General features: G+C 66.1%; 22 protein-coding genes. 4 read left to right on the top strand and 18 right to left on the bottom strand.

Annotation, left to right across the window (positions count from 1 at the left end; genetic code table 11):
- The first annotated feature begins 101 nt into the window (after nucleotides 1-101).
- Nucleotides 102-1,673 (top strand): hypothetical protein, encoded by a 1,572-nt coding sequence (locus tag NMB43_RS03920; protein ID WP_494350851.1) that lies wholly within the window; start codon nucleotides 102-104, stop codon nucleotides 1,671-1,673.
- Nucleotides 1,674-1,689: 16 nt separating this feature from the next.
- Here NMB43_RS03920 and modC read toward each other — a convergent pair whose 3' ends face one another.
- The 4 genes from modC to NMB43_RS03900 form a co-directional block, all read right to left on the bottom strand.
- Complete coding sequence (gene modC / locus NMB43_RS03915) at nucleotides 1,690-2,766, bottom strand: molybdenum ABC transporter ATP-binding protein (RefSeq protein ID WP_494352108.1); 1,077 nt, start codon at nucleotides 2,764-2,766, stop codon at nucleotides 1,690-1,692.
- Between the two features lie 5 nt (nucleotides 2,767-2,771).
- Nucleotides 2,772-3,452, bottom strand: a complete 681-nt coding sequence (gene modB, locus NMB43_RS03910; protein WP_494350850.1) for a molybdate ABC transporter permease subunit — start codon at nucleotides 3,450-3,452, stop codon at nucleotides 2,772-2,774.
- A gap of 110 nt (nucleotides 3,453-3,562) precedes the next feature.
- Nucleotides 3,563-4,306 (bottom strand): molybdate ABC transporter substrate-binding protein, encoded by a 744-nt coding sequence (modA, locus tag NMB43_RS03905; protein WP_494350849.1) that lies wholly within the window; start codon nucleotides 4,304-4,306, stop codon nucleotides 3,563-3,565.
- Nucleotides 4,307-4,346: 40 nt separating this feature from the next.
- Nucleotides 4,347-5,159: a TOBE domain-containing protein gene (locus NMB43_RS03900; protein ID WP_494350848.1), complete on the bottom strand. Its 813-nt coding sequence runs from the start codon at nucleotides 5,157-5,159 to the stop codon at nucleotides 4,347-4,349.
- Between the two features lie 185 nt (nucleotides 5,160-5,344).
- Between NMB43_RS03900 and NMB43_RS03895 the strand changes: the two genes are divergently transcribed.
- Nucleotides 5,345-5,770, top strand: coding sequence for a TOBE domain-containing protein (locus tag NMB43_RS03895; RefSeq protein WP_494350847.1), 426 nt, complete (start codon nucleotides 5,345-5,347; stop codon nucleotides 5,768-5,770).
- Between the two features lie 361 nt (nucleotides 5,771-6,131).
- On the opposite strand, the gene NMB43_RS03890 is transcribed toward NMB43_RS03895, so the two are convergent.
- From NMB43_RS03890 to NMB43_RS03875, 4 genes are all read right to left on the bottom strand, one after another.
- The gene (locus NMB43_RS03890; RefSeq protein ID WP_494350846.1) at nucleotides 6,132-8,180 is read right to left on the bottom strand and encodes a spermidine synthase; all 2,049 of its coding nucleotides are present in this window, start codon (nucleotides 8,178-8,180) and stop codon (nucleotides 6,132-6,134) included.
- A gap of 149 nt (nucleotides 8,181-8,329) precedes the next feature.
- Nucleotides 8,330-9,478, bottom strand: a complete 1,149-nt coding sequence (locus tag NMB43_RS03885; protein WP_494350845.1) for a THUMP domain-containing class I SAM-dependent RNA methyltransferase — start codon at nucleotides 9,476-9,478, stop codon at nucleotides 8,330-8,332.
- A gap of 1 nt (nucleotide 9,479) precedes the next feature.
- Nucleotides 9,480-9,923, bottom strand: coding sequence for a CopD family protein (locus NMB43_RS03880; RefSeq protein ID WP_494350844.1), 444 nt, complete (start codon nucleotides 9,921-9,923; stop codon nucleotides 9,480-9,482).
- Nucleotides 9,920-10,843, bottom strand: a complete 924-nt coding sequence (locus NMB43_RS03875; RefSeq protein WP_494350843.1) for an SDR family oxidoreductase — start codon at nucleotides 10,841-10,843, stop codon at nucleotides 9,920-9,922. Before NMB43_RS03875 ends, NMB43_RS03880 begins: the two co-directional genes overlap by 4 nt.
- A gap of 28 nt (nucleotides 10,844-10,871) precedes the next feature.
- Between NMB43_RS03875 and NMB43_RS03870 the strand changes: the two genes are divergently transcribed.
- Both NMB43_RS03870 and NMB43_RS03865 read left to right on the top strand, forming a co-directional pair.
- Nucleotides 10,872-11,891: a CDP-6-deoxy-delta-3,4-glucoseen reductase gene (locus NMB43_RS03870; protein WP_494350842.1), complete on the top strand. Its 1,020-nt coding sequence runs from the start codon at nucleotides 10,872-10,874 to the stop codon at nucleotides 11,889-11,891.
- A 9-nt stretch (nucleotides 11,892-11,900) separates the two neighbouring features.
- Nucleotides 11,901-13,040: an EAL and HDOD domain-containing protein gene (locus tag NMB43_RS03865; RefSeq protein ID WP_494350841.1), complete on the top strand. Its 1,140-nt coding sequence runs from the start codon at nucleotides 11,901-11,903 to the stop codon at nucleotides 13,038-13,040.
- Between the two features lie 67 nt (nucleotides 13,041-13,107).
- On the opposite strand, the gene NMB43_RS03860 is transcribed toward NMB43_RS03865, so the two are convergent.
- Genes NMB43_RS03860 through NMB43_RS03815 form a run of 10 tightly spaced genes read right to left on the bottom strand, consistent with a single transcriptional unit; the run spans nucleotide 13,108 to nucleotide 23,988 of the window.
- Nucleotides 13,108-13,473: a DUF2237 family protein gene (locus NMB43_RS03860; RefSeq protein ID WP_494350840.1), complete on the bottom strand. Its 366-nt coding sequence runs from the start codon at nucleotides 13,471-13,473 to the stop codon at nucleotides 13,108-13,110.
- A gap of 25 nt (nucleotides 13,474-13,498) precedes the next feature.
- Nucleotides 13,499-14,935, bottom strand: coding sequence for a mannose-1-phosphate guanylyltransferase/mannose-6-phosphate isomerase (locus tag NMB43_RS03855; RefSeq protein ID WP_494350839.1), 1,437 nt, complete (start codon nucleotides 14,933-14,935; stop codon nucleotides 13,499-13,501).
- A 15-nt stretch (nucleotides 14,936-14,950) separates the two neighbouring features.
- Entirely contained in the window at nucleotides 14,951-15,964 is a 1,014-nt protein-coding gene (gene galE / locus NMB43_RS03850; RefSeq protein ID WP_494350838.1) for a UDP-glucose 4-epimerase GalE, read from the bottom strand.
- A 7-nt stretch (nucleotides 15,965-15,971) separates the two neighbouring features.
- Nucleotides 15,972-16,520, bottom strand: a complete 549-nt coding sequence (rfbC, locus tag NMB43_RS03845; protein ID WP_494350837.1) for a dTDP-4-dehydrorhamnose 3,5-epimerase — start codon at nucleotides 16,518-16,520, stop codon at nucleotides 15,972-15,974.
- A 24-nt stretch (nucleotides 16,521-16,544) separates the two neighbouring features.
- The gene (locus NMB43_RS03840) at nucleotides 16,545-17,648 is read right to left on the bottom strand and encodes a nucleotidyltransferase family protein (protein ID WP_494350836.1); all 1,104 of its coding nucleotides are present in this window, start codon (nucleotides 17,646-17,648) and stop codon (nucleotides 16,545-16,547) included.
- Entirely contained in the window at nucleotides 17,648-18,463 is an 816-nt protein-coding gene (rsmA, locus tag NMB43_RS03835; RefSeq protein WP_494350835.1) for a 16S rRNA (adenine(1518)-N(6)/adenine(1519)-N(6))-dimethyltransferase RsmA, read from the bottom strand. The genes NMB43_RS03840 and rsmA overlap by 1 nt, the downstream gene beginning before the upstream one ends.
- Nucleotide 18,464: 1 nt before the next feature.
- Complete coding sequence (locus NMB43_RS03830; protein WP_494350834.1) at nucleotides 18,465-19,379, bottom strand: patatin-like phospholipase family protein; 915 nt, start codon at nucleotides 19,377-19,379, stop codon at nucleotides 18,465-18,467.
- Complete coding sequence (gene pdxA, locus NMB43_RS03825) at nucleotides 19,376-20,434, bottom strand: 4-hydroxythreonine-4-phosphate dehydrogenase PdxA (RefSeq protein WP_494350833.1); 1,059 nt, start codon at nucleotides 20,432-20,434, stop codon at nucleotides 19,376-19,378. Before pdxA ends, NMB43_RS03830 begins: the two co-directional genes overlap by 4 nt.
- Nucleotides 20,412-21,707: a peptidylprolyl isomerase gene (locus NMB43_RS03820; protein WP_494350832.1), complete on the bottom strand. Its 1,296-nt coding sequence runs from the start codon at nucleotides 21,705-21,707 to the stop codon at nucleotides 20,412-20,414. Before NMB43_RS03820 ends, pdxA begins: the two co-directional genes overlap by 23 nt.
- Before the next feature lie 43 nt (nucleotides 21,708-21,750).
- The gene (locus NMB43_RS03815) at nucleotides 21,751-23,988 is read right to left on the bottom strand and encodes an LPS-assembly protein LptD (RefSeq protein WP_494350831.1); all 2,238 of its coding nucleotides are present in this window, start codon (nucleotides 23,986-23,988) and stop codon (nucleotides 21,751-21,753) included.
- Between the last annotated feature and the right edge of the window lie 121 nt (nucleotides 23,989-24,109).

Genomic DNA, 24,109 nt, shown 5'->3' with positions numbered 1-24,109 from the left:
AAGAGCTCGTTGCGCCCGCCTCACCCTCAAACCTGAGGCAACACGACGTTGGGGGCAGACCGTCGCCTGGGGCGCTGCTCATCATGCTGGGCGGCTGGCTGTTGCTGCTTGTCCTCCGCCTGCATACCTATGACGAACCGGTCGAACGCGACCTCGCCATTCACGCGATCATCGGCAACGAATGGCTCAACGGCCGCACGCTGTACTCGGACCTGTGGAATCACAAACCGCCAGCCAGCTTCCTGATCCATGCCGCATTCAATGCTGTGCTGGGATTCGGCCCGGATTACATCCAGGCCATGAACCTGTTGTTCAACAGCCTCAGCCTGTTCGGCATCGTCCTGCTGAGCCGCGCCTTGGGCGCCAGTTGGCTGGCCGCCGCCAGTGCCGCCCCGCTGTGGGCCTTGCTGTCGTTCGATCTGGCGCTGCAGGCCAACCAACCCAACAGCGAGGCACTGGTCAATCCGCTCCTGGTGGGTGCGACCCTGCTGTGGCTCCTGCTGAGTGAGAAACGCCTGCACGGTGCCTGGGCCATCGCAGCCGGTGGGCTGTTCTTTGTTGCCAGCTTCTTCAAGCAGCAATACGCGCTGCTGCCTATCGCCCTGGCGCTGGCTTTCATCCTGCATGCCGCGCTTTTCAAACGCACTGCATGGGCGTTCCAGTGCGGGCTGGCGCTGCGCATCGGCGCAGTCAGCCTGGCGGCCTGGGGCCTGGCCTTCCTGGTCTTCTGGTGGCAAGGCAGCCTGGAGGCATTCATCGATGCCGCTTTTCTTTTCAACGAGGGCTACGGCGGCAACTGGTTGTGGAATCTGCGGCGCTCATACTGGCAAGGCATTCTTCCCGCGCCCATGACAAGCGGCCTGCACGCCTACGCAGTCGCCACCGCCCTGAGCCTCATCGGGATGCTCTTCAGGCGGCAATGGAAAACGCTCCTGCTGCTGTGCGCCTGGATCTGCGCGACCGTCATCATGGTCGCGCTGCCGGGGCGCTTCTTTCCCCACTATTACCAACTCTGGATGCCGGTGCTGGTGATCGGCAGCGCGCTGCTGATCTCACAGATTGCTGGTGGAGCGCCCTCGCCCAGGCGCCGGGCGCTTGCCGCTGGATGCTTTGGCCTGCTGTTCGCTTTCTCGGCCGCGCGCGCGGCTCAGGATCTGATGCTGTCGCCATCGCAATGGGCCGCCAAGAAGTACCCCGACGAACATTTCGTCGAGGCGCGCCGCCTGGGTGAGGCCCTGCAAGCCCTGCTGCCATCGGGCGAGCCCGTCTTTTACTGGGGCAGTAATCCCGGTGTCCTCTTCTACGGGCGCTTCCGCTCCGTCGCGGGCAAGGTCTACGTGGGCTGGTTCAGCGGAAATCCGCTGTCGCCGAAACTGTTGGCCGACACCATCGCGCGTTTTCACGAGCAGAAGTTCCAGGTCGCGGTCGTCGGCCTGGACCCTACCCAGGTGGATGCCGCCAGCATGGTCGAGCACCTGCGCCGGGATTTCGTCCCGGTCATGGCGTGCATCGAGAACAATCAGGTGTGGGTCCGGCGCGACAGCGCGCTATTGCCCTCGATCAAAGCAAGCCTGACCTCGCCTGCGCCATCGGCGGCCCCACTTCCGGGAGCGGGGAAACCCACTTGTCATGCACAGGACAGCAGCGGCCCACCCCAGGACACCGGGGAATAGCCCCCTACGCGCCTGATCAGTCCAGCAAGGCCACCGCCTTGACCTGGGCCCATACACGCTGGCCGGGATGCAGCCCGAGTTGCTCGGCCGAGCGTCGGGTGATGCGGGCCATGAGAGCGGCCCCAGCCGCATCGAGCCCCACCAGACATTGTGCGGGGTCTTCCGCCCCCACCACCCCGGTCACACTGCATTCGAAACGATTCTGGATGCTGGAGGGCATATCGCCGGACAAGGCAATGCTCACATCGCGCGCCAGGATGCGCACCCTCACCTGTTCGCCTGCGGTCAGCGGCCGCCCGGACACGAACAGCTCCCCCCCGGCAAAGGCAACCCGGCTCAGATGCCAGGCCGCCTCGTGCTCGATCACCCTGGCCTGGATCACGACACCGGCATCGTGGTCACGCGCCAAGGGCAGATCGAGGCGCGCCAGGGTCTCGGTGAGGGGCCCGCTGGCGAGCGCCCGCCCTTGCTCCATCAACACCAGGTGGTCGCCCAGGCGGGCGGCCTCCTCGATCTGGTGGGTCACATAGAGCATCGGCACCTCCAGCTCGTCGTGCAGGCGCTCCAGGTAGGGCAGGATTTCCTGTTTGCGTGCTGCGTCCAGCGCCGACAGGGGCTCATCCATCAGCAACAGGCGCGGCCGGGTGAGCAGCGCACGCGCGATGGCCACGCGCTGGCGCTCGCCGCCCGACAGCCCGTCGGGCTTGCGGGCGAGCAGATGCGCGATGCCGAAGCGCGCGGCCATCGCATTGATCTCCTGATCACGCACCTCACCCGTCGCGCGCTTCATGCCGAAGGCCAGATTGCGCCGCACATCCAAATGCGGGAACAGGCTGGCCTCCTGGAACACGTAGCCGATCTGACGACGCCAGGTCGGGATGAAAGTATCGGCACGCTGCCAGTATTCGCCATTGAGCCGGATGTCCGCTGCGGTCGCGCGCTCCAGTCCGGCCACGCAGCGCAGCAGCGTGGTCTTGCCCGAGCCGGAGTGCCCGAACAGCACGCTGATGCCCTTGCCGGGCAGGGTCAGGTCCACGTCCAACGTGAAGCCGGGAAAGGCATGCTGCACGCGCAGCGCGAGCTGATCGCCCATACCGCTCATGTCGGCTTCTTCCGTGAGTCGGGGTTGAGGGTGTACAGCGCCAGCAGCACCAGAAAGGAGAACAGCACCATGCCGCCAGACAGCCAGTGTGCCTGCGTGTACTCCAGCGCCTCCACGTGGTCGTAGATCTGCACCGACACGACGCGGGTGGCGCCCGGAATGTTGCCGCCGATCATCAGCACCACGCCGAACTCGCCCACCGTGTGTGCGAAGCCGAGGATGGCGGCGGTCAGGAAACCGGGGCGAGCCAGCGGGACAACCACCGACCAGAAGGTATCCCATGGTGAAGCACGCAAGGTGGCGGCCACTTCACGCGGCCGCGGGCCGATTGCCTCGATGGCATTCTGGATAGGCTGCACCACGAAAGGCATCGAGTAGAAAACCGAGGCCACGACCAGTCCCCAGAAAGTGAAGGGCAGGATTCCCAGGCCAAGCGATTGCGTGAGCTGCCCCACCGGACCGTGTGGCCCCATGAGCAGCAGGAGGTAAAAGCCAAGCACCGTGGGCGGCAAGACCAGCGGCATCGATACCAGTGCCGCCACCACCCCACGCAGGCGCGAGCGGGTATTGGCCAACCACCAGGCAAGCGGGGTCCCCACCACCAAGAGCAGCAGCGTCACGGTACTGGCCAGCTTGAACGTCAGCCAGATGGCCAACCAATCCTGTTCCTGCAACATTGCGTTCCTAGCTTGTGTGTCTCATCTCAAGGCATGGCCGACAAGCAGGGGGCGTGCCGCCTCCTGGCCCGGCAGCCGGCCCGTGGTGGCGCCGGGCCACTCGACAGCGCCTACAGGTCGTAGCCATATGCCCTGATCACCGTCTTCGCCTTGTCTGACCGAAGATACTTCAGCAGCGCGTCGGCCGCCGGCTTGCCCGCGCCATTGTTCAGCAGGATGGCGTCCTGCTTGATCTGCGGGTAGTCCGCCTGCGGCACCACCCAGGCCGAACCGCTCTTGAGCGCGCCGCTCTCCCACACCTGCGACAGGGCCACGAAGCCCAGCTCGGCATTGCCGGTGCTGACGAACTGATAGGCCTGCGAGATGTTCTCGCCCTGCACGATCTTGGGCTGCACGGTCGCCAGCAGGCCCAGCTTCTTGAGCACTTCGACACCTGCCGCGCCGTAGGGCGCCGTCCTGGGGTTGGCCAGGGAGAGCTTGGCGTAGTCCCCCTTCTTCAGCACTTCGCCCTTGTCATCCACATAGCCCGGCTTGGCGCTCCACAGAACCAGCTTGCCGATGGCATAAGTGAAGCGGGAGCCCTTGACGCCGGCGCCTTCGGACTCAAGCTTGGCGGGGGTTTCATCATCGGCGGACAGGAAGACTTCGAAGGGCGCGCCGTTCTTGATCTGGGCATAGAAGGCGCCGGTCGCACCGGTCGACACCACGGCCTTGTGGCCGGTGTCGCGCTCGAACTCGGCGGCGATCTTCTGCATCGGCGCGGTGAAGTTGGCGGCTACCGCGACCTTGACTTCATCGGCATAGACGGGGGTAACCAGGCCGACAGCGGCCAGCAGGGCGACAAGGTGTTTCATGGCAGAACCTTTCGGGGTGAGGCAGGGATAAACATGACAGTCAGTCGAAGGAACACAGCATCACGGTCGAGGCCTTGAACACCGCGCAGGCCTCCACGCCTTCGCGCAGCCCCAGTTCGGCCAGCGACTCGCGGGTGATCAGCGCGCTCACGGTGCGCCCGCCCGGCAGTTCCAGCACCACGTCGACCGCCACCGGCCCTTCGTGGATGCGGCTCACCGTGCCCCACAACTGGTTGCGTGCGGACAGGCGCAGGCGGCGATCGGTCATCAGGATCACCGAGGACGCGTTGACCCAGGCGTGCAGCTCGCGGCCCAGTCCAAGCTGCAGCTGCTCGGCACCTTCGCGCGAGATCTGCGCCACGACCTCATTCATACCGTCGAAGCGGATGCCGACCTCGAAGGTCACCTCACCGGCTCGCAGCGTGGTGATCGGGCCGACGAACTGGTTGCGCGCGCTGGGCGTCACCCCCACGCTGCGCATCAGGCGGCGCAGGGCTTGCGGGTCTTCGCCACCGGCCTCGTTGAGGCTCGCGGTCACACGATCCAACGCCAGTTGGTATTCGGCCTCCATCGCGCGGTAGAGCGCGATCACCCGCTTGCCATAGTCGGTGAGCAGGGTGCCGCCACCGTTGCGCCCCCCGACCGCGCGCTCCACCAACGGACGCTCCGCCAGGTTGTTCATCGCGTCGATGGCGTCCCACGCGGCCTTGTAGGACAAGGGCACTTCCTTCGCGGCCTGCGAAATCGAACCGCACTGCTCAATGGCCTCCAGCAGCCGGATGCGGGTGTCGCCGAGGAAACTGCCACTCGCCAGATCCACGCCGAAACGGCCAATCATGCGTAACGACTTCATAACGGATACTTTCCTCTAGCAGACAGCGTTATATTTACACATAAATAACGAAATAACGTACAGGACAGTTCGGATGCAGCGTGCCCCGTCGAGCGCTGTGGTTGAAACGTCGCATGCCAGCCCCATACAGTCGGCGACGTGGAATCACCACGTCCGTCACGTTCATCCGCGAAAGGTTCGTAGTCATGAAGATCAGCGCACGCAATGTTTTCGAGGGCACGGTCAGTGCCCTCTCCACCGGCCCGGTCAGCGCCGAGGTCGAAGTCACCACGACGGGGGGCGACAAGCTGGTCTCCACCATCACCCAGGGCAGCGTGAGCGCACTTGGCCTGGCCGTCGGCCAGCCAGTCACAGCCCTGGTCAAGGCTTCCAACGTGATCGTGATGACCGAGGGCGACGGCCTCAAACTGTCGGCCCGCAACTGCCTGGCCGGCACGGTGAAGAAGCTGGTGCAGGGCCCGGTCAGCGCCGAGGTGGTGATCGGCCTGCCGGGCGGGGCAGACATCTTTGCCAGCATCACGCGCGATGCAGTGATCGAGCTGGGCCTCAAGGAAGGCTGTCCCGCCACCGCGGTGATCAAGGCCTCGGGCGTGATTCTCGCCGTCCGGTAAGCGCCCGGCCGGGCGTGCAGCAAGCCCCCGCTTCATTGCACGCCCAGCCTGCGCAGCCCCAGGAAGACCCGCAGCGACACCGCCCCCAGCACCACAGTCAGCCCCGGCTCGCAACAGGCTCGCCACCTGGCAGTCTTGAACATGCTCGCTCCCTTGCGCCCCACGCACGCTATTTACTTGCTGATACAGCGAATAGCGTGCCAGGCATGGGTTTGATGCCACCCGCGGCGCGGTGGCCGGGCGTGCCAGCACCTTGAGACGCAAAGGAGCCGCGGCAGAGCAGACAGGCGGGCTGTGTGTTACGTCGCCTTTACGACAAAAAGGGGCTGACATGCCCCCCACGGCGCGATCAGCCGCGACGCTACTTCAACACATCAAACAGGTTGTTGAAGTCGTCGCTCCACACCCCCAACTGCGGCATCGGCGCGACCGGCGTGCTCGCCCGCTGGATGGGTGCCTGCGCCAGCGTGCGTGGGTCTGGCGCGACGAGCACCCAGTCGGTGGCGCTCAGTTGCGCGGCCGGCGGGTCATCGCGCACGAAGGCGAAGGCCAGGCCTCGCGCCTGCGCGATGTTCTGCACCACCGGCGCCAGCCACAGGTAGTGGTTGGTGATGTGGAAGGCGATGATGCCGGTCGGTTTAAGGTGCCGCAGGTAGGCTGCCATCGCCTCGTCGGTGATCAGGTGGACCGGGATGGAGTCGCCCGAGAATGCATCGACCACCAGCACGTCGAAACCCTGCGCTGGCTCGCGCTCCAGGGCCAGGCGCGCATCCCCCAGCACCGTCTCGATACCTGCCGCGCTATCGCGCAGGAAACTGAACTCCTCGCGCGCCAGGGTGATGACATCCGGGTTGATCTCGTACAGCCGGTAGCGATCGCCGGCCTGTCCGTAGACCGCCAGCGTGCCCGCACCCAGGCCGATGACGCCCACCGCCTGCGGCGACTGGCGGGTATGCGCGAGCGCCAGGCCCACCCCGGAGGTCGGGCCATAGTAGGCCGTCGGTTCGCGTCCGCGGTCTGCCGCCAGGATCTGTTCGCCATGCTTGACCGAGCCGTGGAACAGGCGACGCACCGGGACGCCCAGGTCGTCGCGCTGCAAGTCGGCGGTGATCAGGGTGCCGTAGAAGCTGCGCGTGATGACGCGGCTGTCGGCATAGTCGTACCTGATCTGCAGGTGCAGGCACCACCCCGCCAGCACGGCCAGCAGCAGCGCGGAGACGCGCGCGAAGCGCAGTCCGCGCAGCAGGAACACGGCCAGCAGCGCTGTCACCACCAAGCCGATACCCAGTTCGTAGTAGGCCGGCAACACGCGCGGCGCCACGAGCCCCACAGCGATGCCGCCGGCCGCCCCGCCAAGCGAGATCATCAGGTAGAAGCGTGTGAGATGGCGCGGGCCGGGGCGCTGCCGTGCCAGTTCGCCGTGCAGGAACATGCACAGGGCAAACAGGCCGGCGACATAGACCGGCACGGCGACCTGGATGTCACGCCCCACGCTGCCGTCGTACAGGCCATACGCGCACACGAGCAGCAAGCCCCCGGCCACAGGCAGGAACAGGCCGCGCCGGTACCAGCGATCGCTCTCGAAGCACAGCACGAAGCTCAGCAAGTAGAGACTCAGCGGCAAAACCCACAGGAAGGGGATCGCCGCCACGTTCTGCGTGATGTGGTTGGACACTGCCAGAAGCAGCCAGGACGCCAGGGCTGCCGGCAGCAGCCAGCCCAGGTAATCACGCCAACCCGGATCCCAATCGCCTTCCGGCGCATGCTCCCGCTCGTGCCGCGCCGGCGCCAGCGCATGACCACGAAGGGCGTAATACAGAGTGGCGCCGCCGCACAGCAAGACGAACAGTGCGTACAGCAGCGACCAACCCTGCGCCTGTTGCAGGTTGCCGGCATGACGTTCGATCAGCACGGGGTAGCACAGCAGGGCCAACAGGGACGCCAGGTTGGACAGGGAGAAGTAGCGATAGACATGGCGGCTCAGGTCGAGGCGCGCCAACCAGGCCTGCATCAGCGGCCCGGTGGTCGACAACAGGAAATAGGGCAGGCCGATGGTGGCCAGCAACAGACGCAGGATCAGCCAGCCCGGCTCCTCGTCGCCGGCCGGCTTCCACTGCGCCTCCACCACGATGGGCAGCAAGGCCAGGCTCGCCAGCAACAACACGCCATGCAGCAGCGCCTGCAGGCGCGGTGGCAGCGCCCGCGTCAGCCAGTCGGCATAGGCATAGCCGGCCAGCAGCACGAGTTGGAAGAAGACCATGCAGGTGGCCCATACCGCGGCCGAGCCCCCGAACCAGGGCAGGATCTGCTTGGCGATGATGGGCTGCACCAGGAACAGCGCGAAGGCGCTGCTGAAGATGGTACCGGCGAACAAGGCCAGCGGCAGGCTACGCGCCAGGGTTCCACGCATCGGAGCAGCTCCAGGTTGGGGCGAGGGGGACGACAGGCTGCAAGTCATGGCCAGTATAGGCAATGCTCGCTTGTCGGCGGCAAAGAATCCCCCCGTCCACTCCGGGCGGCCGTCCGCGCGGCAAACCGGCGCGCCCCGGACGCGGCGGGTCAGCCTCGTTCGCGGTTCTGCCCGGCCACGATGCGGTATTCGTAGAGGCGACAATCAAGGTCGCCATTCATCAAGGGGGTGCGCTTGCTGGCCTTCAGGCCGATGCGCTTGGGCAGTTCGGTATCGGCCGACAGCAGGTAGCAGTTCCACCCGGCGTAGTGCGCCTTGAAGGCGTCGCCAAGCTTCGGATACCACTCCGACAATTCCTCTCCGCTGCCCAGGCGCACGCCATAAGGCGGATTGGTGACCATGACTCCGTCGTCAGCCGGCGGGTCCAGATCGAGCACATCGCTGTCGATGACCGCCACCGCGCCATGCAGGCCCGCCGCATCCAGGTTGGCCTCGGTGGCGCGCACCTGGCGCGGGTCGATATCCGCACCGAAGATGTCGAGCTTGCGGACCGGTTTGCGCTGTTGCTCGGCAGCGCTGCGCACACGCCGGTACTCACCCGAATCAAAATGACGGAGACGCTCGAAGGCAAAGCGGCGACCCAGACCAGGCGCTACATCGAGCGCCATCTGCGCCGCTTCGAGCAGGAAGGTGCCGCTGCCGCACATGGGGTCGAGCAGGCTTTGCCCGGGTTGCCAGCCACTCAGCCGGATGATGCCGGCGGCCAGGTTCTCCTTCAGCGGCGCTTCCACCTTGGCCTGCTTGAAGCCGCGCTTGTACAGCGGCTCGCCCGAGGTATCGAGGTACAGCGTGCAGGTCTCGGCCGTGAGGAAGGCATGCACCCGCACATCCGGCGCCTCGGTATCCACGCTGGGGCGGCGGCCGCTGATGGTGCGGAAGTGGTCGCACAGCCCATCCTTGATGCGCAGGGTCACGAAGTTCAGGCTCTTCAGCGGCGACTTGATCGCGGTGACGAATATGCGGATGGTTTCATCCGGCGTGAACCATTTGGCCCAGGTCGTGGCGTAGGCCAGCTTGAAGATCTCCTCCTCGCTGCGGTAGCGCGTCTGCCCGACCTTCCACAGTACGCGCGTGGCGATGCGGCTGTGCAGGTTCACGCGCCAGGCCAGCGGCCAGTCGCCCTCGAAAGCCACGCCACCCGGCACACTGCTGATCTCTTGTGCGCCCAGCGCGCCCAGCTCTTCGACCAGGAAATGCTCCAGCCCGCGCGGGCAGGGAGAAAAGAAGATTTCGGCCATGTCAGAAGGGTTTCACGATGACGAGGATCACGATGGCCAGCAGGAACAGTACCGGCACCTCGTTGAACCAGCGGTACCAGACGTGGCTGCGGGTGTTGCGCCCGGCCTTGAAGTCGCGCAGCAGGCGGGTGCACCAGCCATCGTAGCCGGACAGGAGCAGCACCAGGGTCAGCTTGGCATGCAGCCAGTGCTGCGACAGCCAGGCACTGGCCGTCTCCATGCCGCCGCTGAAGATGATCGCCAGGCCAAAGGCCCAGGTGCCGATGTGCAGCGGGATGGAGAAGCGCTTGAGGCGCGTCGCCATGCCCAGCAAGCGCTGGTACTCGGCGCTCTGCGCATCGCTCACCGCCGCGAGGTTGACGTAGAGGCGTGGCAGGTAGAACAGCGCGGCGAACCAGCTCACCACGAAGAACACGTGGATGGCCTTGAACCACAGGTAATTCATGCAATCTCCTCGGAAGACGGCGTCATGCCGCCGAAAACACGCAGCGCTTCAACCACGTCCGGCCACTGCGGTTGCCAGCGCAGCTCCCGCCGGGCGCGCCGGTTGCTCAGGCGACGCGACTCGGACATGAAGGACAGGGTCGCCGGCCCCAGGCGCGCGGCACATTCCTCACGGCTCGCGCGCGGCGGGCGCGCCAAGCCGAAGGCGTCGGCCATCGCGTCGTAGTAGTCCCCCATGCGCAACTCGGCGTCGTCGCAGATGTTGTAGCTGCGCCCGTTGGCGCCGCGGAACATGGCCAGTACGCAGGCATGCGCCAGGTCGTCGGCGTGGATGTGATTGGTATACACGTCCTCCTCCGTCCGCAGCACCGGATCGCCGCGCCGCAGGCGCTCCAGCGACAGGCGATCCGCCGCGTAGATGCCCGGCGCACGCAGGATCGACAACGTGCAGGCCTGCCGTGCTCCGCGCTTCACCGCGCCTGCCTGGCGACGTACGAAGGCGCGCAGGCGGGACTCCGCCGTCACCCGTCGCTGTGCCCGCGCGGTGGTCGGTCGGCAGGGCCTGGTCTCGTCGATCCGCTCGCCCCGACAGTCGCCATATACCCCGCTCGTGCTGATGTACACAAGGCTGCGTGGTAGACTGCCCCGCGCTACCAAGGCCGCCAGCAGGCGTCGGCTGCGCGCATCGCCCCGGCCCTCGGCGGGTGGCGCACTATGCAGCACGATGTCGGCCAGGCCGGCGATGCGGCGCAGGCTGCGCGGCGAGTCCAGGTCTCCCGGAATGGGTGTGACACCCAGGGCGCGGAGAGCCTCGGCCCGCTCGGGTCGGCGCACCAGCGCATACACGCGACAGCGTTGGGTCAGCCAGGGTAGCGCGCGCTGGGCAACGTCGCCGCAGCCCACGATGAGAACTCGTTTCATTCACCGGATTATTGCACGCCCGCCCATCATGTCGTTCCAGGTCACCCTCAAGCCCAGCGGTCATCAGTTCAACGCCGAAGAAGACAGCAGCCTGCTGCTTTCCGCGCTGGAGGCCGAGCTGATCGTGCCCTATGGCTGCAAGGACGGCGCCTGCGGTTCATGCAAGGCGAAGCTCCTGTCAGGTGAGGTCGATCACGGCCGCTCGCCCGAGACCACCCTGCCTGCGGCGGAACGTGCGGCAGGCCAGATCCTGATGTGCTGCGCGCAGCCGCGCTCGGACCTCGCCATCGAATGCCGCGACGTACGCTCGGCGCAAGACATCCCGCTGCGCAAGCTGCCCACGCGCGTGATCAGCATGGCTAAGCTGGCGCACGACGTGATGCAGTTGAACCTCAAGCTGCCACCAACCGAGAACTTCCGCTTCCACGCGGGCCAGTACATCGACTTCCTGCTCGCCGACGGCAAGCGCCGCAGCTTCTCGATGGCCAACCCGCCGCATGCCGCCGACATGATCGAGCTGCACATCCGCTACGTGTCGGGCGGCTTCTTCACCGAACATGTGTTCGGCCGCATGAAGGAGCGCGACATCCTGCGCATCGAGGGGCCTTATGGCAGCTTCTTCCTGCGCGAGGGCGACAAGCCCATCGTGATGCTGGCGGGCGGCACCGGTTTCGCGCCGCTCAAGGGCATGATCGAGGACATGGCGCATCGCGGCATGCAACGCCCTGTGACGCTGTACTGGGGCTCGCGTGACCGCAGCGGACTCTACCTGCATGAGCTGGCCGAGAAGTGGGCGCGCGAGCTGCCCTGGTTCCGCTATGTCCCGGTCATTTCGGACGTGATGCCCGCCGGCTGGAACGGTCGCGGTGGCCTGGTGCACGAAGTGGTGATGGAGGATCTGCCCGACCTGTCTGGGCACGAGGTCTATGCCTGCGGCTCGCCCGCCATGATCGACGCGGCTCGCACCGACTTCACGACGCGCTGCGGCCTGGCCCCGGAGTCTTTCTTCTCCGACGCCTTCACTTTCGCCTACGACACCAACAACTGAGGGGGCAGCATGTCCGCAGGTGTACTGATTACCCGCGAGCCGGTGGTCAACAAGCAACGCGCGATCACCGCCAACCGCCTGATCGTGCATGCGCCGAACGTCCCGGCCGCACTCGAAGCACTGGCGGAGCAAGCTGCGCACTGGCCCAGCCGCCACACGGTCTTCGTGAGCCTGGGCAAGCTGGTGCCCACGCCCGACCTGCTTGAATGCCACATGCCGGAGAACGCACTACTCGAAATCCCGGCCCAGGTGCTGCAGCACCCGCAGGTCCAGGCGCTCGCCACACAGCTTGCCGGGGCTGGCGTGCCCTTGGCACTGTCCTGGTACCAGCCGGGCGTGCCCTGGCCACAGGGCGTGGATTGCCGCTTCGCCCTGGCCGACATCCGCAAGGTTCCGCAACCGACGGGGGCGCCCGGCCTGGCACTGGCCTGGGGCCTGCCCGATGTCACAGCCTTCGACGCCGCGGTAAAGGCCGGCTACGTCGGCGCCGCCGGCTGGTTCTTCCTGCATGGCGTGAAGGCGGCCAAGGAGCTGTCCGCTTCCCACGCGCAAATCGTGCGCCTGCTGAACCTGGTGCGTGACGAAGCCGAGGTCAGCGAGATTGAGGCGGCCCTCAAGCAGGACGTAACCCTGTCCTACAAGCTGCTGCGTTACATCAACTCGGCCGGCTTCGGCCTGATGGTCGAGGTGCAGTCCTTCCGCCACGCGGTGACCATCCTGGGCATGGACAAGCTCAACAAGTGGCTGTCCCTGCTGCTGGTCTCGGCCAGCAAGGACCCGGCCGCACCGGCCGTGATGCAGGCCGCGATCGCGCGTGGCCGCATGATGGAAACCCTGGGCAAGCAGTTCTTCGACAAGGGCGAGCTGGACAACCTGTTCATCACCGGCGCCTTCTCGCTGCTCAACGTGCTGCTGGGCGCCTCGCTCGACACGGTGCTGGACCAGATGAGCCTGCCCGAACCGGTGACCGACGCCCTGCTGCATGGCGAGGGCGTCTATGCCCCGCTGCTGAAACTGGCGATCGCGACCGAGAACTTCATGCCGGACGCCCTGCGCGCCCAATGCGAAAGCCTGGGGCTGACCACCGAGATCGTCAGCAGCGCGCTGGTCGGCGCCGTGGCCTACGCCGACACACTCAGCTTTGCCTGACCCCTCCGCGCAGAATGAAGATAAACGGGCCCGCGGGCCCGTTTTTCATGGTCGGCGTGGAGGCGACTCAGGCCAGGGCGTGCTCGCGCAGCAACTCCAGCGGGATCAATTCCAGCGCCGACTCGTGCGTGGCCTCCAGCACCACGGCTGGCGCAGCGCCGGCCTCGTAGGCCTCCAGCCAGCGCAAGGCGCACAGGCACCAGCGATCCCCTGGCTTGAGGCCGGCAAAGCGGTACTCCGGACGCGGCGTGCTCAAGTCATTGCCCGCAGCCGCGCTGAAATCCAGGAACTCACGACTGGCCTTGATGCACACCACATGACGACCGCGATCACTTGCGTCCGTGTCACAGCAGCCCGTGCGGAAGTACCCCGTCAGCGGGGCATAGCTACAGGCCAGCAAGGGCCCACCCAGCACATTGCGCGCATCATTCATGGCATCCAGCCCGTCGCAGGCCGCCTCAGTTGGTCCGTCCGTAAGTATCCTCGAAGCGCACGATATCGTCCTCCCCGAGATAGGAGCCGGACTGGACCTCGATGATCTCCAGCGGCACCTTGCCCGGGTTGGCCAGGCGGTGGGTGGTGCCCAGCGGGATGTAAGTCGATTGGTTCTCGCTGAGCAGCATCACCTTGTCGCCATTGGTGACTTCGGCCGTGCCGCTCACGACGATCCAGTGCTCGGCGCGGTGGTGGTGCATCTGCAGGCTCAGCTTGGCGCCCGGATTGACGACGATGCGCTTGACCTGGAAGCGCGGGCCGGCGTCGATGCTGTCGTACCAGCCCCAGGGACGGTAGACCTTGCGGTGGGTCTGGGCGAGCGTCTTGCCCTCGGCCTTGATGCGGGCGACGATTTTCTTGACGTCCTGCGCGCGGGCCTTGTCGGCAACCATGATGGCGTCGGGGGTTTCGACGACAACCAGATCCTTGACGCCGACAGTGGCGACCAGACGGCTTTCAGCGAAGACGATGGAGTCACGCGTGTCTTCGAGCATGACTTCGCCTCGCGTGGCGTTGCCGGCTTCATCCTTGGGGCTGACCTGCCACAGGGCGTCCCAGGCGCCGACGTCGCTCCAGCCGGCGTCCATGGGGACGACGACGCCTTGGCCGAGTTCGGGGTGTTCGTTGAGCGGCTCCATGACGGCGTAGTCGATGGAGTCGGACGGGCAGGCGGTGAAGGCGGCTTTGTCGACGCGCACGAAGTCGATGTCGCGCTTGGCTGCGCCGACCGCTTTTTCGCAGGCTTCGGCCATGGCGGGCTTGAGGGCGCGCAGGGCTTTGAGCCAGACGCTGGCTTTCATCATGAAGATGCCGGCGTTCCACAGGTACTGGCCGCTGGCGACGTATTGGGCGGCGCGCGGGGCGTCGGGCTTTTCGACGAAGGCGGCCACCTTGCAGGCGCTACCACTGAGGGTGTCACCCTTGCGGATGTAGCCGTAACCGGTCTCGGGCCGGTCGGGGACGATGCCGAAGGTGACCAGTGCACCGGCCTGGGCTTGCTGCAGGCCTTCGGCGATGGCAGCCTGGAAGGCGTCGCTGCGGGTGACGATCTGGTCGGCCGGCATCACCAGCAGGATGGGGTCGGCGCCGTCGGCGGCCGCCACCAGGGCGGCCAGTTGCATGGCCGGGGCGGTGTTGCGGCCCACCGGTTCGAGCACGATGCGCTCACTGGGCTTGCCGGCCTGGCGCATCTGTTCGGCCACGATGAAGCGGTATTCCTCGTTGGTCACGACGATGGGCGCGGCGACTTCGGCGGCGGCAAAACCGTTGAGGCGGCAGGCGGTGATCTGCAGCAGCGATTCGTTGCTGGTCAGCGGCAGCAACTGCTTGGGGTAGGTCTCGCGCGACGCGGGCCACAGGCGCGTGCCGGAGCCGCCGGACAGGATCACGGGTTGCAGCATGAGTTTTTCCTCTTTTCAGTAACCGTTGGGATTCTGGCTTTGCCAACGCCAGGCGTCGGCACACATGGCATCAAGATCGCGTTCGGCACGCCAGCCCAGTTCCTGCTCCGCGAGCACGGTCTCGGCATAGCACTGGGCCACGTCACCAGGCCGTCGCGCGACGATCTCGTAAGGCACGGGACGACCACTGGCACGTTCGAAGGCGCGCACCACCTCCAGTACAGAATAGCCTTGGCCGGTGCCCAGGTTGACGGTCAGCACGCCCTCGCGCTGCGTCAGGCGCTGCAGCGCCTTCACATGGCCCAGCGCGAGGTCGACCACGTGGATGTAGTCACGCACCCCGGTGCCGTCCGGCGTCGGGTAGTCCCCACCGAACACAGACAGCTTGGCGCGCTTGCCCACCGCCACTTGCGACACGAAGGGCATCAGGTTGTTGGGGATGCCGTTGGGGTCCTCGCCGATGCGCCCCGAGGCATGCGCGCCGACCGGGTTGAAGTAGCGCAGCAGAGCGATGCGCCAGGCCGGGTCGGCCGCGGCCACATCGCGCAGCACGAATTCCATCATCCACTTGGTACGCCCGTAGGGATTGGTCGGGCCGGTCGGGAAGTCTTCGCGGATCGGCACGCTGGCCGGGTCGCCATAGACCGTGGCCGAGGAACTGAACACCAGGGTCTTAACGCCCGCCTCCCCCATGACTTCAGCCAGGGCCACCGTGCCAGCGATATTGTTGCCGTAGTAGCGCAAGGGCTGGGCCACCGACTCGCCGACCGCCTTCAGTGCAGCGAAGTGGATCACCGCGTCGATGCGGTGAGCAGCGAAGACCTCGCGCATGGCCGCGCGGTCACCGACATCGACCGGGTGGAAGGCTGCCAGCTTGCGCCCGGCCAGTTGCTCAACGCGGGCCAGAGACTCGGCCTTGCTGTTGCACAGGTTGTCGACCACGACCACCTCATACCCCGCCGCCAGCAGCTCGACGCAGGTGTGAGAGCCGATATAGCCGGCTCCGCCGGTGACCAGGATGGTTTTCATGAGGCGCTCACTCGAAGCAATCACATTCAGCGAAAGGCTTGCCCGCCAGGTCCTTCGCCGACAGCAAGGGGGCGATACCTTCCAGCGGCCACTCTACCCCGACCGTGGGGTCGTTCCAGGCGAGGCTACGCTCGAAGGCCGGCGCGTAGTAATCGGTGGTCTTGTAGAGGAAGTCGGCCGACTCCGACAGCACCAGGAAACCGTGGGCGAAGCCCTTGGGTACCCAGAACTGGCGGTGATTGTCTTCGGAGAGTTCCACCCCGGCCCATTGACCGAAGGTGGGCGAAGCGCGCCGCATGTCGACCGCGACATCGAACACCCGACCGCTGACCACGCGCACCAGTTTGTCCTGCGCCTGTTCGATCTGGTAATGCAGGCCGCGCAGCACGCCGCGTTGTGAGCGTGAATGGTTGTCCTGCACGAAATCGGCGTCGATCCCCGTCGCCTCGCGGAAGGTCTTGGCGTTGAAGCTTTCCATGAAGAAGCCGCGACTGTCGCCAAACACCTTGGGTTCGAGGATCAGCAGGTCGGGGATGGCAGTCTTGATGACATTCATTGATGAATTCCAGGCAACATGGGATCAGGCGCGCGCATCGCCCCAGCGCAGCGGGCAGTCGTCGTCACCCACATAGGTCGTGTGGCCACTGCGGTCCACGCAGTAGCGGGATGACACCACCATCTCGTTGAAGGTCATGCCTTCACCGACGCGGGTGTATTCGAAAAGCACGCTGCGTACCAAGGTGGAGTTGCGGCGCAGGTGGGAGCCGTGGCCGATCCAGCACGGGCCGACAATGGTCGTGCCCGGCTCGATGCGCACACTGGAGCCGATGTAGACGGGCCCGGTGATGCTGACCTTGTCCCAGTCAATGTGCGTGTTCAGCCCAGCCCACACACCAGGCGCAACCTCTTTGCCGGGCATGTCCATCTGCGCGATCTCGCCGCGCAGCACGCGTTGCAGCACCGTCCAGTAGTCGGTCACACGACCGATGTCGATCCAGTTGAAGAAGCGATTCTGCGCGTAGAAGGGCAGCCCTTTCTGCACCAGCAAGGGGAACAGTTCGCTCCCGATGTCATACACCTTGCCGGAGGGAATCAGATCCAGCGCGGCCGGCTCGAACAGGTAGATACCGGTCGAGGCCAGCGTGGACTTGGCTTCCTCGGGGCTCGGCTTTTCCTGGAACGAGAGGACCTTGCCTTCCTTGTCCGCGACCACGATGCCGTAATTCTTGACCTCGTCGCGCGGCACGTTGAGCGTCACGACGGAGGCGATCGCGCCCTTGCTCGCGTGCTCGTGCAGGGCGGCGCCGATGTCCAGGTCGATGATCGCGTCCCCGCACAGCACCAACGTGGTCTCATCGAAGAAACCGCTGTTGTCCTGGATGCGCCTCATGCCGCCCGCCGAGCCGACGGGCTTGGGCACGATGTCGCCGTGATCCACGCCGCCCTCGTAGGAATAGCCGATCTCGACACCCCAGCGATGGCCGTCACCGAAGTATTCCTCGATCTTGCGGTGCATGAAGGCCACGTTGATCATGATCTCGCGCACGCCATAGCGCGCCAGATGCTCGATGATGTATTCCAGCACCGGCTTGCCGAGGATGGGAATCATCGGCTTGGGCAGGTCCTTGGTCAGCGGGCGCACGCGGGTGCCCTGCCCTGCGGCCAGAATCATTGCTTTTGCCATCAGTCGTTTTCTCCGTGTTCGGATTGCGCTTCAGGTTGCGCGCGCGCCGCCAGATGATTGGCGATGCGCACGTAATCATCCACCGCCAATGTTTCACCGCGCGCGCCTGCATCAAGGCCCAGGCTCACGAAGTCCGCATCGTCCAGCCAGGCGCGCAAGGTGTTGCGCAGTGTCTTGCGGCGCTGGCCGAAGGCGGCGGTGACGATGCGCCCCATCAGCGCGACATCGGTGCAGGACAGGCTTGCGAGCGGCCGCGGCCGCATGTAGACGATCGCAGAAACCACCTTGGGCGCGGGACGGAATGCCCCGCCGGGCACGTCGAACAGGCGCGCCATGTCGAAGCGGTACTGCAGCATCACGGACAGGCGGCCGTACTCCTCGGTGCCCGGTTCCGCCACCATGCGCTGGACCACCTCCTTTTGCAGCATGAAGGTCATGTCGCGCACGCGTTCGGCATGGTCGGCCAGGTGGAACAGCAAGGGGGTCGAGATGTTGTAGGGCAGGTTGCCGATCACGCGCAAGGGGGCGGGCAGACTGCCGAAGTCGAAGGCCAGCGCATCGCCCTCGTGCACAGTGAGCTGATCCGCGCTGAAATTCTCGTGTAGCCGCGCGATCAGATCACGGTCGATCTCCACCACATGCAGGTGGCCGCAAGCGGCCAGTACCGGACGCGTCAGCGCGCCAAGGCCAGGGCCGATCTCGACGATGTGCTGGTCCGGCTTGGGCGCGATCGCGGCGACGATCTTGCCGATGATGTTCTGGTCGACCAGGAAATTCTGGCCGAAGCGCTTGCGTGCCTGGTGACCGTCGGGCATCTCAACGACTCCCGAAGGCTGCCAGGGCTTCGCGGATGCGGGGAATCGCCGCGAAACCGGCACGCTCCCCGCGCAGGATGGCTTCGTGGCGCAGCTCAAAGCTGGAACGCGGCAGGCCGGCGATGTCGGGCCGGATCACCACATCAGCCTCGCGCAGCTCGTAGGTCGCCAGCGTGTTGCCCATGATCGCGATGGTGTCCATCAGCATGTCGACGCTGCCCGCATTCTTCTTGCCCGAGGGGCGTCCGGAAATATCCACCGCGATCACCACGTCGGCACCGAGCTGGCGCGCGGCGCGCGCCGGCACCGGGCTGACCAGGCCACCATCCACATAGTCGCGGCCACGTATGGTGACCGGCGAGAAGACCTCGGGAATGGCCGAGGACGCCCGCACCGCCATACCCACGTTGCCGGTCGCGAAGACGATGGGTTCGCCACTGGCGAGATCGGTTGCCACCGCACCGAACTTGCGACGCAGGCCCTCAATCGGTTTGTTGCCGACACTCTGGTTGACGAAGCGCTCCAGCGCCTCGCCCTTGAGGAAGCCGCGCTCGAAGATGGCCCAGTCGGTGAGCTTGCTCTCCTCAAGGCGGAAGGCAAGCTGCTGCAGGTCGAAGGCGCCGATGCCCGAGGCATAGAGCGCGCCGACCACGCTGCCCGCCGAGGTACCCACCACGATGTCCGGCACCAGGCCTTGCGTCTCCAGCGCCTTGATCACGCCGATATGCGCCAGGCCGCGCGCGGCGCCTCCGCCCAAGGCCAGGCCCAGGCGCGGCTTGGCCCGGGCTACTGGCGGCACTGGCGCTGGCGGCACGGGTTGTTCCGTCAGAAGCGGGCTGGGGGTCTGTGAAGTGGTGGCGCAAGCGGACAGGAAAGCCGAGGCCAACCCCCATTGCAGGAAATCGCGTTTCTTCATGAGTGTGCTTTGGTCTGTGCAGCAGCGATCATTGCCAGCGCGCAATCGACCGCAGCAAAAAGACTGCCGGGATCGGCCCGTCCGCTGCCAGCCAGATCCAGCGCAGTGCCATGGTCGACCGAGGTCCGGATGATCGGCAGGCCCAGGGTGATATTGATGCCGCCACCAAAGGTGGCGTACTTGAGCACCGGCAGACCCTGGTCGTGGTACATGGCGAGCACAGCATCGCCACGCGCGAGCTGGCGCGGCGTGAACAAGGTGTCGGCCGGCAGCGGGCCCACCAGCTCCATGCCCTCGGCACGCAAGCGCGCCAGCACGGGTTGCAGGCAGTCGATCTCTTCGCGCCCCATGTGCCCGCCCTCGCCGGCATGCGGATTGAGGCCGGCCACCAGGATGCGCGGCCGGACCAGGCCGAACTTGTCCTGCAGGTCGGCATGCAGGATGCGGATGACCTGTTCCAGCTCGCTCGCCGTGATGGCTGCCGGTACGTCCTTCAGCGCCAGGTGGGTGGTGGCCAGGGCCACGCGCAGCCAGCTACGCGCCTCGGCCGGGCCATGCTCGCCCGCCAGCATCATGACCACGCGCGACGTGCCGGTCCGCTCGGCCAGGTATTCGGTGTGGCCGGAGAAGGCGATGCCGGCATCGTTGATCACGCTCTTCTGCACCGGTGCGGTGACCATGGCGGCGAACTCGCCCGTCATGCAACCGTCGATGGCACGATCCAGCAGGTCCACCACATAGGTCGCATTGCGCAGGTCGAGTGTCCCGGCCTGAGCAGCGGCACGCAGCGGCACGTGCAGAACTTCGAGCGTGCCCGGCAGGGGCGCGGACTCCGGTCTGTAGTCGCGTACCGCGACATGGGCGCCGGTCGCCGTCGCACGACTGGCCAGCAGTTCGCGGTCTCCCAGCACGACCAGGCGGGCCGGGGTGTCCCGCCAGTCGCCGCGCGCCAGCATGGCGCACAGCTCGGGCCCGACGCCCGCCGGTTCGCCGCTGGTGATGACGATGGTCGGACTCGGCGCCACGCCGCGCTCAGTCGAGCTTGATCTCGACATAGGCCTGGTCGCGCAACTGACGCAACCAATCCTCGTAGTTTTCCTGCGCCTTGCGCTCGCGCAGCGCCATGCGCGCCTCCTGGCGGCGACGCTCTTCGGTCACATCGGCGAGGCGGCGTTCCTGCACCTGGATCAGGTGCCAGCCGAAAGGTGACTTGACCACGCCGCTGATCTCACCCGGCTTGAGCGCGTTCATCGCGCGCTCGAACTCGGGCACCGTCTCGCCAGCCGACAGCCAGCCCAGATCGCCCCCCTTGGCCGAGCTCATGTCGGTGGAGTTGGCTCGGGCCAGCTCGGCGAAGTCCGCCCCACTGAGCAAGCGTTCGCGCAGTAGATTGAGGCGGCGCAAGGCTTCGGCCTCATTGGGGACGTCGCTGTTGCGGACCAGGATGTGACGCGCGCGGGTCTGCTCGACTTGTTGCTGACGGGTACTGCCCACGTCGCGCAGATCAACCAGCTTGAAAATGTGCAGGCCGGCAGAACTGCGAATCACCGGGCTCACTGCGCCCTTGCTCATCTGCGCCAGGCGCTCGGCGACCATACCCGGCAGGCGGTCAGCCGTACGCCAGTCGAGCGAACCGCCCTGCATCGCGTCCTGTGCGTCGGAGAAGGCCGCGGCCAGCTTGCCAAAGTCGTCACCCTGGGCGATCAGGCGGTTGACCTCGGCGGCGCGCGCCTGGAGGCGGCGCCAGTCCTGCTCGGTGGCGCCATCGCGCGCGCGCAGCAGGATGTGCGAGACGAGAAACTCGCGCCCGCCGATCGCGCCCAGCGGGCTCGCCAGGAAGGCATCCACCTCGCCCTCGGTAACGACCACCCGGCTGTCGACCTCGCGCTCGCGCAAGCGCGACAAGGTCACTTCGTTGCGGATATCTTCACGGAAGCGTTCCCAAGGGATCTTCTCGTTGTTTTCCACCGCGCGGCGCAGGTCCGCCACCGACAGCTTGTTGTTGTCGGCAATGGTCTGTAGCGCACGCTGCAGGGTCAGTTCGTCGATCCGCACACCCAGTTCGCGCGCCTGCTGGAGCTGGATGCGCTCGAGGATCACCCGCTCCAGCACTTGCCGCTCCACCTGCGCACGCGGCGGCACCGCGGTTCCGCCGCGGGTCAGTTGCGCAATCGCGGCGTCGACCTTGCCATTCAGTTCCAGACGCGTGATCACATCATTGTTGACCACCGCCACCACGCGGTCGAGCGAGGCCGCCCAGGCCGCCGACACCGTGCACAAAAGAGCAGCCCCCAGGGCAGCCCGGCCAAGAGAGAGAAACCTGATCATTCCCGTGTACTTCCTTCCTGTGATCCGCTCGACGTGCATCGACTCACTCCTCGCCCATCGAGGCGCTGCTGTCGAGGCGCTGGTAGCCCCCGACGTTGCGCTTGAGCAGGGAGGTCGGGCTGGAGCCGATCGCGGACAGCCCGTCCAGTTGCAATTGAATGAAGAAGCCGCTGGTGTATTCCGCCTTGCCCACGGTCGTATCCGTCCGGGTATTCACGACCGAGTGCCACACCATGCGCAAGGACCAGCAGCCCGCGCTGTATTCCAGGCCAGCCAGCGACTCCGACATCTGGTGGTCACGCATGTTGTAGTTGTAGCGCCCAACCAGTGAGTAGCCACCACCGATGCGCCATTGCCCAGACAGGTCTACGTCGCGCAGGTTCCCCTGGCGATAGCGATAGGCAGCAGACATCACCCGTCCCGGCTCCAGCGTGTAGCGGGTGGCCAGCACGCCGCTCTGGGTGCGCGCCTCGACAGGGTCGTATTCGTACAGGCTGTCCACCCACCACCCGCGCGTCACGCGGCCGGAAAGGCCGGCCAGCCAATTGTCGTTGTTGCGCGTAGGCTGCGTATTCGTGGTGTTCAGGCCAACCTTCTGGTCGGCGAAATGAAAGCGCTGCCCCACGGCGCCGCGCAACCATTCCTCACCGGAGTCGGCCTCGATCAGGCGCGAGGTGATCGCCGCGGTGAGCTGGTTGGCATCGCCGATGCGGTCGTTCCCGGAGAAGCGATTCTCGGCGAAGATCTGCGCGAAGTTGTAGTCGGCCAGGCCGGAATCGAACACAGGGATGTCATCCTGCTCACGGTAAGGCGTGCGCACGTAGAACAGTCGCGGCTCCAGGGTCTGGATCTGGCCACGCCCCTGCAAATCGGTGTCGCGCTCGAAATTGAGTCCGGTGTCGAAACTGAAGGTCGGCACCGACCGCCCCACCGACTCCTCGCCAACACTCGTCCGCCGGTCGAGTTGGTATTGCGAGAGGTGCACGCCCAACTTGGGGGTCATGTAGTAAGCCGCCCCCTGCACCGGCAGAGACACCTGCGGGTACGCCCAGGTCCGCGTGCCCTCGTCCTTCAGAGTGTGAGCAAAGCGCGTCAGCTCCATGGGCATTTGCAAAGACAAACCCTTCACATCAGGCAGCGACACCTTGCCCGTCAACTGCGGCAGGCGCTGGTAGGGCTCGTCCCCGGTGAAGCCGATCAAGGTCTGGTAATTCTGCACATTGAGACCGAAAGTCCAGCCCCCGCCGCCCGTGTTGGCCGTGACCTGGCGACTCAACAAGGTCTGGGAACTGGTCGCCAGCCGCGTCCCCATATCGGCGAAGTAGTACTCGTCGGAGGCATTGCTCACATCAATGAAGCCGCCCCAGCGCCCTGTGTTGTAGTCATGCCGCCAAGTCGTGAAGCTGCGCGCCTCGCCGGTCTGCTTGTCCTGCGGCATCATTTCGGAGCGGAAGACCCCGAAGTAGCCCGGGTTCAGGTAGCGGAACTCGCCCGACAACTGCGCGCCGCGGTCGGCCATCCAGCGCGGCGCGATGGTGGCGTCGTAATTGGGCGCGAGATTCAGGTAATAGGGCGCGCTGATGTCCAGGCCAGTGGTGTTACCGGTCGCGATGACCGGCGGCAGGAAACCGGACTGACGGCCGCCATCGAGCGGGAATTCCGCCCAGGGCGTCCACAGGATGGGCACGCCCTTGAGCCACACGCTGGCGTTGGTGGCGACCCCGGTATTACGGTCGAAATCCATGCGCGCGCTGCTGGCACGCAGGAACCAGTCGGGGTCAGGCGCCGGGCAGGAGCTGTAGGTCAGACGGTCGAAGTGGTACTGGTTCTCGCCCTGCAGCTTGAGCAGGTCCGACTCGCCGCTGAGCACCAGCTCGCGTCGGCTGTCCGGCTCACCGCGCTGCGACCGGGTTCGCACGATTTCGTAGGTGGGGGTGTAGAACTCGCCGAAATAGGTGTCGAGATTCAGCAAAGCCCGCGGCCCGCGGATCGTCTCGCCCGGTTTGGTGAGCACCACCTTGCCCTCGGCATGCAGATCGCTGGTCACCTGGTCGAGGCGCATCCGTTCCGCATTGAGCACCGTGTCCCCGCGCTCCATGCGCGCCTGGCCAACGGCATGCAGCTCCGCATCGGTGCGTCCTTCCATGCGATCGGCTTCAAGGCGCGTCGGCGGCGGCGCGGCCGGTGCCGCAGCGACGGCACCATTGGCCGCCAGCAGCGAATGCCCGAGCAAGAGGCGCGGGTCGACCTCCAGCGGAGCGGCACCCAGGGGGCGCGCCATCGCACAGACGGCAGCAGACACGGCCAAGACCAGCAAACGGGGCTGGACACCGCTTCCATGCAGGGGCCGGGGGCGGTGACGGTGGTTTCGGGACATTGAAGGTGCGGCGAAACGCGCGGCT

It is taken from the genome of Uliginosibacterium sangjuense (assembly GCF_059132465.1).
The sequence above is the reverse complement of the archived record's forward strand: the minus strand, read 5'-3'. Positions and strand labels throughout refer to the sequence as shown.